Consider the following 13753-nt stretch of genomic DNA (forward strand, 5'->3'; position numbering starts at 1 on the left):
TGTGACTTTTAAAATCACACTGCTCTTTTTATTATTCGTCCGCTTCCTCGCCCTGTCTGCTCTTCTGTGTAGGAAGGGTATCCCAGAAGCTTGTGTCCGCTTTTTCAATTGAATCATCGGCGATGGCTCTTACCGTTGCATCGAGGGTGGCGATGGTCTGCTTGATCAAATAGCCATTGCTCTTTTGGCCTAATGCATAAGACTCGATATAATGGTCGGACATGCCGCGCATTTCGAATAGAAGGGTTGAGATGCCGTAACGGGAAGCGGCTCCGTTGCGTCCGATGTTGTCTGTATTGCCGCCGGCATATTTGCCGATATGGCCCCACCCAGTATCTTCAAGAGCATTATAGACAACTGCACCCAGCTTTTTGGAGCCCTCAAGCACCTCTGGCTTCACATTCGGGCTGGTAGGATAAAGGATGGATCCTGAAACAAGCTCACCTTCTGTTTCGCTGAGGGTACCCTGGTGATGCAGGTCGATCATATAATCAATCTCATACTTGGCATAGACATTTTCGTGCAGTGACCTAATTTCAGGCTGCATCTCGCTCGTATTTTTATCGTGTTCACGGTTAAGGTCAATTTTGTTTGCGTTATAGCGGGTCAGGTGGCGGTCTCCATCGGCGTGGTAGTCCTCAAGTGAGAAGTCAACATCGCCCATCGCGCCATCCGCGTTCAGCATTGGGATGACGAGGATGTTCACATTCTCCAAAACCCCGCTGGTCTTCGAAGTGCCTAAATGCTTAATGAATTCCATTGCACCTTCTGTAGTCAGCTGCTCATTCCCATGCTGCTGGGTTAAAAATAATACCGTTGGATTCTCCTGATTTGAAATGTACTTCGCCATATAAATATCGCGGCCCTTCACCGTCTGTCCGATCACCTCAAGCTCCATCGACTCTTGTTTGGCATCCTGTGTTTTAAGGTAATCTACTAAACTCTCATATGTATGCAGAATGGAAGTTTGTACAGATCCATTTCCGGCACCAGGACCATTGCCGACGGCTCCAACAGGCAATGAAACAGCAGTCACGGCACCAAATGTCATGATACTTGATAAAGAAACGGATAAAACTTTTCTCTTAATGTTCATCTTCATACCTCCATAAAAGTAGATTCTACATAATTTTACAGAAGATTATAAATATATTTAATAGAGTATCCAGCCTATCTTTCAGACAAATTTCGAGCTGCGAAATAAGTAAATTTGGAGCAGTTTAGAATGTTAAAAAATGGGTGCTGGACAATTGCATAGGCAAAAAGTAATTAACTAGGATGCACAGACAGGAATCGCTATAATGAAAGGAACTAAGACCTTTGTAAGGAGACAGACAAACAATGGCAGCCATTTTAATTGTTGATGATGATGTGAATATTTTATATTTGGTAAAAAATCAGCTCCAGCAAGCGGGACATCATGTTTTCCAGGCATCACAAGGGAGTGAGGCTTTAAAGATTCTTGATCAGACCGTTATCGATTTAGCCGTGGTCGATGTCATGATGCCTGGCATGAATGGCTACGAACTGACTAGACAAATCAGGGGAACGCATGACATTCCTGTCATCATGCTGACGGCCAAGGGGCAAATCGAAGATAAGGAATTGGGTTTCCTTTCAGGTACGGATGATTATATCGTGAAGCCTTTCGATCCAAAAGAACTGACTTTCAGAATCAATGCGCTGTTTCGCCGTTATCAAAAGCGAAGCAATCTCATGATTACAATTGGAAATGTAACGATCAACCAGCAGAATTTTGAGGTTCAAGTTAATAACCGTACGATTCTTTTGCCGCTTAAAGAATTTGAACTGCTCTCATATATGGCTTCAAAGCCGAATCAAGTATTTACGAGAAACCAACTGATAGAGGAAATATGGGGACTGGATTTTACGGGAGATGAACGGACTTTAAACGTTCATATCAAAAGGCTGCGCGACCGTTTCTCTGAACTGACCAATGACTTTGTCATTAAGACAATCAGAGGAGTCGGATATTTAGTCGAGGTACAGGGCAAATGAAATCGATCTATTCAAAGTTTGTTTTTGCGACGGTTGCCATAATTTTCATAAGCACGATTCTTGGCTTCTTTATTTCCAATACGTACTACCATCAGTATATAAAGCCTTTGAATGATGAAAAAAATGTCAGTGTGGCGTACAATCTTGCACGGTATATTGATGGCGAGACAAATGTTAAGCTGGAAGCCTATTTGAAAAGTGCTGCTGCTATGGGCTATCAAATATACATAGTCAGTGAAAGCGGGTATGAACGATATTTTGGAGCGAATTTTAAACGACAGAACCTCGAGCAGAAAGCTGTGGATTCGGTGCTAAAAGGGAAAGTCTATCATGGCATGAAGGAATTCCCGATGGAAACCTTCGTGACCGGCTTTTTCGCTAATGAATTGCGTAATACAGTGGGTGTTCCGTTCAATTATCAAAACGAACGATATGCGATGTTTCTCCGCCCTGACATTAAGTTATTGTTCAGCGAAGTCCATGTCCTGATGGGCTGGATGATCCTGATTATGTTTTTAGTCAGCGTCATCCTTGTGCTGATTGCATCCAAATTCCTGGTCAAGCCAATCGCACAGTTGACCTCGGCAACCAAGGAAATCCAGGAAGGAAATTTTAATATCAAACTGGATATCAGCAGGCAGGATGAAATAGGGGTGCTGGCAAGGAGCTTTGAGGAAATGAGTTTAAGGTTGAGCCAGCTTGATCAGATGCGGACGGAATTTGTATCGAATGTGTCACATGATTTTCAATCACCGTTACAGAATATCCAGGGCTATACTCAACTATTGGCGAAGGAAAATCTTCCTCCAGCGGAAAAAGCGCAGTACATCCACGTTATTCAGCAGGAAACAGGCCGGCTTAGCTTGCTGACAAAGCAGCTGCTTCTTCTTACTTCTTTGGAAAAAGAGGATTTTTATTTCAAGCCTGCAGTTTTTCAATTAGGAAATCAGCTGAAGGATTTGGTTCAAACCTATTTATGGCTGCTTGACGAGAAGGGAATTACGATTACCTACAACATTCCGAGTTTAATTTTCTACGGAGACTCTTCGCTGCTTTATAATGTTTGGGAAAACCTTTTAACAAATGCCATTAAGTACAATAAAGAAAACGGAGAAATAGAGCTCTCTCTCCGTGATGAATCAGATTGCATCACAGTGGCCATCAAAGATACCGGAATCGGGATGGATACCGGAGAAATGGAGCGGATTTTTGAAAGGTTTTACCGGGCTGATCCTTCAAGGTTCAGAGGAATAGAAGGCACTGGCCTTGGCCTGTCAATTGTAGACCGAATCATAAAATTGCATAAAGGAACAATTTTGGTAAACAGTGAGCCTGATCAAGGGACTGAATTCATTGTTACTCTTCCGAAATTGTAATCTCTTGTTCACCTTCCGTTCACTTTCGATTCTTATAATGAGAATCGTAAGTAAACAGAAGGTGTTTTTTTTTGAAATCATTTAAGGGGTGGATTTTTTTGAAGGAAAGAAATTTAGCGCTACTCAGATTCTCAGCTATATTTTCAGTGATTGGAGCGATGCTGGGAGCCCACATGGCCGGCTCTGGCTCATATGCGTTTCGGCCGATCCATGCTCACATATTGGTGGTTGGCTGGTTAACTCTGTTTGCCTGGGCAGTCTATTATGAGGTTTTTACCATCACATCGAAAAAACTGGCTTTAATGCACACATGGTCAGCGATCATCGGGGCAACTGGGCTTACGGCAGGAATGTGGCTGCAAAATTTGAAGCCATTTGATCTGCCGGAAGCGGCTTCGCTGATTTTATATATTGGCGGTGGCGTGACTCTGCTAGTCAGTTTTATTCTATTTCTGGTTTCAACATTTTTTATCGAAAAGAAGTGAGGCGGAAAGGTCTCTAATAGTGGGGGGAACGTATGCTGAATTTGGCTAAGAAATTAACGGTTTTTTCAAGCGGTAAAAAGGGTGCAAAGGGCATTGTTGCAATCTGGTTTATAGCTGCCATGCTGATGGGATGGCTGGCACCGGGAGCGAGTGATTATGCGACTAGCATCAATGAGTCGGGCCTGCCGGAGGATTCTGTTTCAATTAAAGCGGATGAAAAATTGAAAGAGTATTTTCCAGAGGATAAAGGTACGCCAGCATTGCTTGTTTTTACTAAGAAGGGTGAATTCACCGATACCGATTTTGCGGTTATTGATAAAATCAGCAAAAAAATAGAAACGGCGAAGCTTGAACCTGTAAAGTCGGTTGTTCCTTTTCATAAGCTGCCTCCTCAGGCAAAAGCGTCGTTTCTATCAGAAAACAATACGACATTGATTTTACCGGTGTCATTGAAGGAAAATCTTGAGCGTAAGTCGATTAACGAGACGATCGAGAAGTTAGGCAAGATGGCGAAAGCAGAATTAAAGTCCAATGATGAAGTGAAGCTGGCTATTACCGGCCCAGCTGGTATTGTCGCCGATATGATCAGCATTTTTGCTAGAGCTGATGTGGTCCTGCTGCTTGGAACGATGGGGTTGATCTTTGTTTTGTTAATCCTGATTTACCGTTCACCACTTTTGGCTTTCGTTCCGTTATTGGGAGCGGGGATTGTCTATGAGGTAGTAAATAAAACAATCGGTATTTTTGGCTCAGCGGGCATGGGTATTGATAGCCAATCGACCTCGATTATGTCGATCCTGCTTTTTGCTGCATTAACTGATTATTCCTTGTTCATAGTGGCGCGTTTTAAGGAAGAATTGAAGAAAGAGGAAAATAAATACACAGCAATGAAGCGGGCGATGGAGGAGGTTACAGAGCCGATTCTCTTTAGCGGAGGTACGGTCCTTGCAGCGATGCTCGTCTTGTTTGCTGCTATTTATGAACCATACCGGAACTTTGCTCCGGTATTCTCGCTTGCTTTAGTGCTGATCATTTTAGGCGGACTCACTTTGCTGCCGGCCTTATATGTTCTCTTTGGAAGAAAAGCGTTCTGGCCAGCGATCCCGAAGGTCGATTTTACAGCAGAGGCAAAACAAACCTTTTGGGCGAATCTCGGCTCTGTTGTTGTAAAAAATCCATTGAAAAGCAGTTTTTTTGTGCTGATTCCGCTTGTCATCATTGCCTTGAACACATTGAACATAGAGTACTCCTTCAATTTGATCAAGTCATTCCCTGATGATATCGAGTCACGTCAAGGGTATGAAATCCTGGAAAAGAATTTCTCTCCAGGGGAGTTGGCGCCTACAACGGTTGTCGTTGAAAGCAGCCAGAAATTGGACTTGGAGAAGCTCCAGTTGTTGAGAGACGAGCTGCTGGAAGTTAAAGGGGTTGAAATGGTCAATCCGGACTTTTTATCGAAAAATCCAATGGAGGCAATGAAACTCGATTCATCTTTTTCGGAGGACCGCAAAGCGGCTTCGCTGGAGATTGTATTTTCCGGGAATCCTTATGATCAGAAAACATTTGATCTATTAAACGGGATTCACCATGACAAGTCTGAGCTCATTAACAATGCCGGTCTGGAAGGGGCAAAGCTTTATTTTGCTGGTGAAACAGCGAAGCAGGCGGAAATTCGGGAAGTGAATGATAGGGATACGATGGTGGTGGTCGTTTTAACCACTGTTGTCATAATGCTATTGCTGGGATTGCAGACGAAATCACTGCTTGCACCCATCTACATGATGGCGACCATCATCCTGTCATATTTTACAGCGCTTGGAGCTGGCTCATTTATCTTTGACCAATTCTTCGGCTATACGGAAATCAGCTACAGAATCCCTTTGTACACCTTTATTTTCCTTGTGGCTTTAGGGGTGGATTATAATATCATGCTGATTTCCCGGATAAAAGAGGAAGCGAGAAAACACCCGATCAAAGAAGCTATCAGCCTCGGACTGGCGCATACAGGGGGAGTCATTTCTTCCGCAGGAGTCATTCTGGCTGCGACATTTGCCGTCCTGATCACCCAGCCAATCATGGAATTGTTCATGTTTGGATTTACAGTCGCCATAGGCGTGTTGATCGACACATTCCTGATACGGACCATTTTGGTGCCTGCGATCATGGTGAAGCTGGGAAAATACAGCCTGTGGCCGCAGAAGGTGATGGCTGAAGAGGTTGAATTGAACGTATAAGCGAGAATGAGAGTTGGGAAAATTTTCGGTGTTATTTTTCCAAATAAAAAAGCGTGCTCATCAATGTGGGCGCGCTTTAGCAGAAGTCATTAGCTTTTTTCTAGTTCTTCCTCGAAATAAAAAGTGCTGGGATGTTCCTTTACAATATAAGAAAACCTCTTCATGTTTTTAACATATTGGGATTTCATGATCGTAACAGTTTCCCCAGTCTCTTTAATGTTCACTGACTGACCAGCTTTGTATAAGTTGCTCGAGCTTTTCAATTAGACACGCCCTTTCATATCTTTTTATTATAACATATTTTTTTACTTTCTTTCCGGAATTATAAGCGGGTCATATAAGCTCTTGCTCTACCATTATTGACTAGTTTTGTTCGATTTATAAATTTATCCTATATTTTGGTATTTCTTTTAAAGCTTGCACAATTCTATTATTTCTGTTATTCTTAGGAAGAATTATTTTTGCCGGTATGTAAGGGAAGAACATGTAATGCTTTTTCGCCTGGATATCACTGAGAGCAAGAATAGTAACAAATTGTGTGGATTACACACTAGGAGGCAACAAAAATGGAAAACGGTAAAGTAAAATGGTTTAACGCAGAAAAAGGTTTTGGATTCATCGAACGCGAAGGCGGAGAAGACGTATTCGTACATTTCTCAGCTATCCAAGGCGAAGGTTTCAAATCACTTGAAGAAGGTCAAGAAGTTTCTTTTGACGTAGAACAAGGCGCTCGTGGACCACAAGCAGCTAACGTTACAAAACTATAATAACGATTGGCACATACAAACAAGCTCTGAGTAATCAGAGCTTGTTTTTTTATACCCTGCTTTAGCACACCACCGTACTGGGTGTCAGATCCCCAGTGGTTTAACGCGTTGCAGTGCCGGGGGTCTGACCCCCGGCGCTTTAGTGTGTGAAAGGTTTTTTGTTATAAATACATAACAAAAAAGTCTATAAATACATAACAAAAAACCCCACTTGGTTAGAGTGGGGTTTTTACTGCGGTAAAGCAATGGTTGATTTCATTATAGCATAAGTTCTTTAGACCCAGTATAAAACTTTTCAATGGAAGCGATTTTTTAGAATATCTAAAAAATCTGAATTTTCCCGTTGAAGAAATGCGCTGGGCAGTGGATAATAAGAAGTGGATCATAAGTTTCTATTTATTTACATTCTGGCCGTTCCCGGAGGAGCATTAATGGTAGAGTTTTTAAAAGATTTAATCCTTCATTTATCTATAATCCTTTCGCTTGGATTTATGTACAATTTCTTATTGATGCAAAAGCGGGCTGTGTACCATAAGCAATATTTTAAGTTGTCGATTTTGGCCGCTTTATTATTGACGATGGCTTTCCCGGTTAGATTCGAGGCCGGGATGGAATTTGATTTGAAATTGATTCCGGTATTCATTGCCTTTTTCTATCTAAGCAAGACAGATGGAATCTTGCTTGTTGCCGTTATGCTGATATTAAAAGGCTTTGTGGATTTTGGAGGATTAACCGTCACTGCGATTAATTACGCCATTATTGTAATTTTATTTTTCGCGATAGAAAAAATGTACCAGAACTCATCCGTTAAAAAGAAGATTGCACTGGGACTCTTTGTTTATTCACTGATCACTTCGACGAGGCTGGCAGCCCTGATCAACTCTGGCAATCAACAAGAATACCTCTATTTGCTGGTGTTTTCAATCGTTTCCTTCATTGCTTTGTCTGCAACGATTTACATAATAGAAATGACAAACTTCCAGTTAAAGATGATGCATGAATTGCACAAGGCCGAGAAATTTTCGGCCATCAGCCAGCTGGCAGCATCGGTTGCCCATGAAATCCGTAATCCAATGACGACCATCAGAGGCTTCATGCAGGTGCTGCAGGGAGAAAGAAATTTGAGTGACGATCAGAATCTTTTTATTTCCATTTCGCTGCAGGAGCTGGATCGAACTCAAACGATCATCGATAATTTTTTATCGCTGGCGAAACCGAACACCGGCAGTACGGCTAAAATGAATCTAAGCAGCCTTTTGAAAGAGATTATCGATTTCATGAGGTCGTACTCCCATCTGGCAAATACGGAATTAGTTGAAGGGATAGAAAAGGAACTTTGGATCAGGGCGGATGCCCATGAAATCAGGCAGGTTTTTATTAATATCATAAAAAATGGAATAGAAGCTATGCCTGGAGGCGGAAGCATTTATATCATCGCAAAAATGGACAGGGGCCAGGTGAAAGTCCAATTCCGGGATGAGGGCGTCGGGATGAGCAAAGCCCAGCTTGAGCGTCTCGGCAACCCTTATTATTCTACCAAGGAAAAAGGAACAGGCCTTGGGCTGATGATTTCTTATGATATCGTCCACAGGATGAGAGGCAGAATTATCGTTGATAGCGAAGAGGGCAAGGGAACAACCTTCACCATCCTGCTGCCATGTGAATGAGGAAGGCGGAAGAAATCCGTCTTCTTTTTTATTGCTTCTTGCTAGTGTTAGTGCGAAGCAGAATTTTCCTCGTTTTTAAAACAGAATTAGTGCCTCAATTAAGAATATTGAGATATAATAATTTTTAAAAGATTTCTATAATTGTTTTTTCGGGAAAGGGGTCAACACCATGGCAGATTTTAATTCATACTTTTTGATGAATGCCGATGAGGTCATTCAATATGTAAAATCCAAAACCAGCTTTTTTGACGGCTCAAATAATTTGAAGTGCGCTGAAATTGGCGATGGCAATTTAAACTATGTATTTCGTGTGATCGATGAAGAGTCTGGCAAATCCGTGATTGTAAAACAGGCAGGCGACACGGCGAGGATTTCAGATGAGTTCAAGCTTTCAACGAACAGAATCAGGATCGAGTCAAATGTTTTGAAGCTTGAAGGAGAGCTGGCCCCTGGCCTTGTTCCCGAAGTTTATTTATATGACAATGTGATGAATTGCTGCGTCATGGAGGATCTGTCGGACCATACCATTCTGCGGACAGCACTGATGGAAGAGCGTATTTTTCCAAAGCTAGCGGATGATCTGACGACATTTATGGTCAATACCCTGCTGCTGACTTCGGATGTGGTTATGGAACATAAGGAGAAGAAGGCTCGTGTTCAGGACTATATCAACCCTGAATTGTGCGAAATTTCCGAGGACCTGGTATACTCTGAACCTTTCACAGACCATAATAATCGCAATGACCTGTTCCCGGCTAACAAGGAATGGATTGAACAGAACATCTATGCTGATGACGCATTGCGCTTTGAAGCAGCGAAGCTGAAATTCGCGTTTATGACGAATGCCCAGGCCCTTGTCCATGGTGATCTTCACTCTGGTTCTGTTTTTGTAAAAGAAGATTCGACTAAGGTCATTGATCCGGAGTTCGCTTTCTATGGTCCAATGGGCTATGACGCAGGAAACGTGGTCGCAAACCTGATGTTCGCATGGTCAAGAGCTCATGTAACGAAGGCAGATGAGAAGTACCTTTCATGGTTAGAAGAGACAATCAGGGACACCGTCGATCTTTTTGCGGAAAAATTCCTTGCAAGCTGGAAGGGAAATGTCACTGAGATTATGGCGAAAGAACGAGGCTTCGACCGCTGGTATTTGGATACTGTCCTTAAGGATACAGCGGCTGTAACGGGAATGGAAATGGTCCGCCGCATCGCCGGTTTGGCAAAGGTCAAAGATCTTACCACCATTTCAGACGAGCAGCAGCGGGTAAAAGCAGAAAGGCTTTGCCTTACAGCGGCAAAGCAATTCATCCTGAAAGCCGCCCGTTTTAAAACGGGAGAAGATTTTTTACGTGTATTAAAGGATTCAGCTTTGAACCATAATGTGCAATAATAAGACGTTCCTAATCTAGACTTTGAAAGAGAGGCTTTAGGCCATGTTACTTCTAGAAGAACGGATGAAGGTCGTAGAATATGGCAAAAAAATCATTACAAGCGGACTGACAAAGGGCACTGGCGGGAATATCAGCATTTTTAACCGTGAAAAAGAGCTGGTTGCCATCAGTCCGAGCGGGATCGATTATTTCGATACGAAGCCGGAAGATGTCGTCATTATCAATTTGAAGGGCGAAGTGGTGGATGGCAGCAAAAAGCCATCGAGCGAGCTGGATATGCACTTGATCTTTTATCAGCGCCGCGACGATCTGAATGCTTTGGTCCACACACATTCTCCTTACGCGAAAACCATTGCTTCACTAGGCTGGGACATTCCGCCGGTGTCGTATTTGGTTGCATTTGCCGGACCGAATGTCAGATGCGCTCCGTATGCGACGTTCGGGACGAATGAGCTTGCGGAAAAAGCATTTGAAGGAATGGCTGACAGAAGAGCAGTTCTTCTCGCCAATCACGGAATGATTGCTGGCGCCCATAATATTGAGACAGCATTCACTGTTGCGGAAGAAATCGAATTCAGTGCCCAGATCTTTTACCAGGCAAAAGCAATTGGTGAACCGAAACTGCTTTCTGATGAAGAAATGCAGCTGCTTGTGAAGAAATTTGAAAGCTACGGACAGCGATAATTGCGAAGGGACCCTCTTATTAAGAGGGTTCTTTGTTTTATGTGGGCTGATTTTAAGTTATGCAGGATCAGTATCGCCAACCAGACGAGTGTAACAGAGCCACTCAGGCAAAAACTATAAACGATATGAGGTCTGTAAAATAGCATTACCGACTCCCTTATTTTCATGGCAGCCTATTAAAAAAATTAAAATACAAAATTAGTAGAATATGCTATGATATTTTCAAAGTTATGGAGAGATTGGATAGATTTTCTAAGGAGGATAAAAGGTGTATGAGAGCAAGAACAAGGAAAAGTGAACCGATTTCGTTTGAAAAACTGAAGGACTTTCTCACTACCGTGCTATTGCATCTTAGTTTTTATGCCTTCATAGTATTTCTAGTCATCTTTTTCATTGATAATTTCAGTTAATACATACAAAAAGCACAGCTGCCATTATAGCAGCTGTGCTTTTTAATTTTATGGGTTCAGTGGATCATGATTATTATTTAAATCCAATGGATTGTTAGGTCCTGTCTGGTTCAGATTGCTCAGGTTCGGCGGTGTTGGCGGTGTGCCAGGGTTTACTGGGTTGTTATTTTTCATTTTCTGCTGCTGCACCGCTGCCTTATTGATGCTTGTTTTTTCGATCTGATCATCGAACTTAGCCAAATATTTTGACGCGAAGTTCTTGCCGCCAAGTCCGAATGCCAGTCCAAATGCTAAAGCGAGTCCGCCTAGAGTCAGGATGAACGCAGCATTCACAATAGCTGGAGCTACTCCTAATTGATCAAGTGCCATAAACACAGAGATTGTTATGATCGCATACTTGGCGATCGTGGCAAGCACGTTGGAGGATTCACCCTGCAGGACGCTGCCAAGGACCTTTTTCGCAAGACTGCCCAGCCATAGGCCGACACCAAGGATGACCAGCGCGGCTACAACGTGTGGAATATAACCGATGACCGCTGTGGCGAGACCCACGAAGAAATCTAGTTTCACAACATTCAGTGCTTCCGCTACAAATAGAAGGACGACGAAAACCTGGACAATATAGCCGATGACTTCAGAAAAGTTCAATGAGTTTGGACGTTTAGCGACGCCCATCCCTTTAAAATAGGAATCAAGACCAATACGTCTTAATAAATCTGTTGTGAACCTCTTAAGCCATTTGCCAAGCCACAGACCGATTAAAACTAGAACAATCCCAACGGCGATGTTAGGAATCATCGTCAAGATGTCATTAAGCATAGCGATCGCCGGAGTTGAGATACCTTCAATATCAAGGCGCTCAAGTGCTGCAATCACAGTCGGGATCAAGATGAATACAAAAGCAATTGTACCGATTACACGGGAAAGACTCGTACCCTCAAATAAACGGGATAACCCAAAACGATGGACTAATTTTTCGGTCCCAATGCTCTGCAGAAAGTTTGTCAGGATATCGCGGACAATTTTAGCGACAAAGTAACCGACGAATAGGATTAATGCTGCAGCGAACAATTTAGGGATGAAGCTCAGGATACCCTGAACCATGTTTTCGAACGGCTCGGATACTCCGCCTAAATTGAGTGCTGATAAAACTGCCGGCAATGCCATCAGCAGCACAAGATAGAACACGATGTTAGCAACCTTGTCGACTGCACTTGTTGTTTGCATGTTATCATCTGTCAGCTTGTACTTGCTTAGTTTTTCATGTACACCTAATGTCTTGCCGCCTTTTTGAATCAGGAACTTCAATCCTGAAGCAATCAGCCAGGCAAATAATAGAATAATTCCTGCTTTTAAAATATTCGGGATCGCTGATGTGATCGTAGAAATCATTCCAACGAGCGGTTCAGTAAGAATATATAAATCCAGGATGTTCAAGAACATGATGAAGACGAATACTAGAATCAAAATATAGACGATTTTACTGATGATTTTCTCTGCTGAATATTTCTTGTTATTCATGTTAGAAAAAAGCTTGTTATCAAGGCTTGTTTTTTGCAGTCCTTTGTAAACCGCTTTTTCAATCAATTTTGCCACAAGCCATCCAACTAACAGGACAGCAAGAGCGATCAGCACATTTGGCAGTTTGCCGAGGATGCCGTCCCAACTGTTATAAAAATTATTGTACAAACTTCTCACTCCTTATTCATTTGGCTTTGTGATATCAGCTAACTTGGCGCTGCAAACAATGAATCTATTAGGAAAAAATCTTAGTTAGCTAGCAAGCATACTTTAATCTACCCAAATGATGGCAATGTAAACAGGGATGTATATATTGCTTCTGACAAGTGTTTTGGAAGTCTCCAGAAATATGAAAGAGTCAAAACAGGATCTTTGAGCGCTGGGAAAGGACTTGTAAGAGATGCAGACAGGAGAAATCCTCAGGCTGGATATTGTAAGGGTTTTGAGGGGGGAGTTCTTTTTATAATTCTTCACTAACAAAAAAACCGGAACCAGTCGCCTGGGTCCGGCTGAAATCATCACGCTTTTTTTGTCTTGCGCACAAACAGGTAAATCAGATAACCAACAATCGCCACTCCGCCTACACCTGCTGTCAGGATGGCGAAGTTCTGTTCAATAAACGGCATCGCCTTGTCCCCAAGGGCAACAATGATCGCGGCTTCAAGGAAGAATCGCGCTCCTCGGCCGATGATCGACCAGATGATGAGTGTCGGGATCTTAACTCGGGAGATTCCAGAGAAAATCGTGAATACTTTATATGGAATGGGCGTGAAGCCAGCAATCAAGATTGCCATCGCGCCATATTTCTCAAAATACGTTTCTACCTTGATAATTTTTTCTTCTTTTATAAAATATCGCAGGATTGGCCGGCCAACCTTTTTTCCGATATACCATCCCAGCAGTGCTCCAAGAACGGATCCGGCCGTTGTAAGGAAGGCGTACCAGAACGCCCGGTCAGGGTTTGCAATTCCCATCGGGATCATCAAAACGTCAGGCGGGATCGGGAAGAAGGAGGACTCCATAAAGGACACAATAAATAGTCCAACAGAGCCGAATTCAAGCAGCCAATCTTCAAAAGTATGTATCCATTCAGACATTAAGCAGTTACTCCTTTAAATTGATATAGTAGAAAGTATAACATTACTGCATCGTTAAGAGCCAATTATACAAGTGAACATGGTATCCTAAAGAAGAATTTG

At 42.6% G+C, this 13753-nt stretch carries 12 protein-coding genes; 9 read left to right on the forward strand and 3 right to left on the reverse strand.

From position 1 onward, the window contains the following. Window positions 1–31 precede the first annotated feature (31 nt). Window positions 32–1096 (reverse strand): M14 family zinc carboxypeptidase, encoded by a 1065-nt coding sequence (locus AABM38_RS01060; RefSeq protein ID WP_423408748.1) that lies wholly within the window; start codon window positions 1094–1096, stop codon window positions 32–34. A gap of 245 nt (window positions 1097–1341) precedes the next feature. Here AABM38_RS01060 and AABM38_RS01065 point away from each other — a divergent pair, with 245 nt between their 5' ends. The 9 genes from AABM38_RS01065 (at window position 1342) to AABM38_RS01105 (ending at window position 11033) form a co-directional block, all read left to right on the forward strand. Further along, window positions 1342–2019, forward strand: a complete 678-nt coding sequence (locus AABM38_RS01065) for a response regulator transcription factor (RefSeq protein ID WP_423408749.1) — start codon at window positions 1342–1344, stop codon at window positions 2017–2019. After that, window positions 2016–3395, forward strand: coding sequence for a sensor histidine kinase (locus tag AABM38_RS01070; RefSeq protein ID WP_423408750.1), 1380 nt, complete (start codon window positions 2016–2018; stop codon window positions 3393–3395). Before AABM38_RS01065 ends, AABM38_RS01070 begins: the two co-directional genes overlap by 4 nt. A gap of 98 nt (window positions 3396–3493) precedes the next feature. Beyond that, window positions 3494–3880, forward strand: a complete 387-nt coding sequence (locus tag AABM38_RS01075) for a hypothetical protein (RefSeq protein WP_423408751.1) — start codon at window positions 3494–3496, stop codon at window positions 3878–3880. Window positions 3881–3912: 32 nt separating this feature from the next. Continuing rightward, on the forward strand, window positions 3913–6114 hold the full coding sequence (locus AABM38_RS01080) for an MMPL family transporter (protein WP_423408752.1): 2202 nt from the start codon (window positions 3913–3915) through the stop codon (window positions 6112–6114). A gap of 566 nt (window positions 6115–6680) precedes the next feature. Then, entirely contained in the window at window positions 6681–6881 is a 201-nt protein-coding gene (locus AABM38_RS01085) for a cold-shock protein (RefSeq protein ID WP_041967029.1), read from the forward strand. A gap of 431 nt (window positions 6882–7312) precedes the next feature. Further along, window positions 7313–8548 carry an ATP-binding protein gene (locus tag AABM38_RS01090; protein ID WP_423408753.1) on the forward strand — a complete coding sequence of 412 codons (1236 nt, stop codon included), beginning with the start codon at window positions 7313–7315 and terminating at the stop codon, window positions 8546–8548. Window positions 8549–8717: 169 nt separating this feature from the next. Further along, window positions 8718–9938, forward strand: coding sequence for an S-methyl-5-thioribose kinase (mtnK, locus tag AABM38_RS01095; RefSeq protein WP_423408754.1), 1221 nt, complete (start codon window positions 8718–8720; stop codon window positions 9936–9938). Between the two features lie 43 nt (window positions 9939–9981). Further along, window positions 9982–10623 carry an L-fuculose-phosphate aldolase gene (locus AABM38_RS01100; protein ID WP_423408755.1) on the forward strand — a complete coding sequence of 214 codons (642 nt, stop codon included), beginning with the start codon at window positions 9982–9984 and terminating at the stop codon, window positions 10621–10623. A 272-nt stretch (window positions 10624–10895) separates the two neighbouring features. Beyond that, window positions 10896–11033, forward strand: a complete 138-nt coding sequence (locus AABM38_RS01105) for a hypothetical protein (protein ID WP_423408756.1) — start codon at window positions 10896–10898, stop codon at window positions 11031–11033. Window positions 11034–11081: 48 nt separating this feature from the next. Here the strand turns inward: AABM38_RS01105 and AABM38_RS01110 are convergent, their stop codons facing one another. Both AABM38_RS01110 and AABM38_RS01115 read right to left on the reverse strand, forming a co-directional pair. Beyond that, window positions 11082–12722 (reverse strand): mechanosensitive ion channel, encoded by a 1641-nt coding sequence (locus tag AABM38_RS01110; protein WP_423408757.1) that lies wholly within the window; start codon window positions 12720–12722, stop codon window positions 11082–11084. A 350-nt stretch (window positions 12723–13072) separates the two neighbouring features. After that, window positions 13073–13651, reverse strand: coding sequence for a YqaA family protein (locus AABM38_RS01115; protein WP_423408758.1), 579 nt, complete (start codon window positions 13649–13651; stop codon window positions 13073–13075). Between the last annotated feature and the right edge of the window lie 102 nt (window positions 13652–13753).

It is taken from the genome of Heyndrickxia sp. MSNUG (genome assembly GCF_049532715.1).
In the GTDB taxonomy this organism is placed as follows: domain Bacteria; phylum Bacillota; class Bacilli; order Bacillales; family Cytobacillaceae; genus Mesobacillus.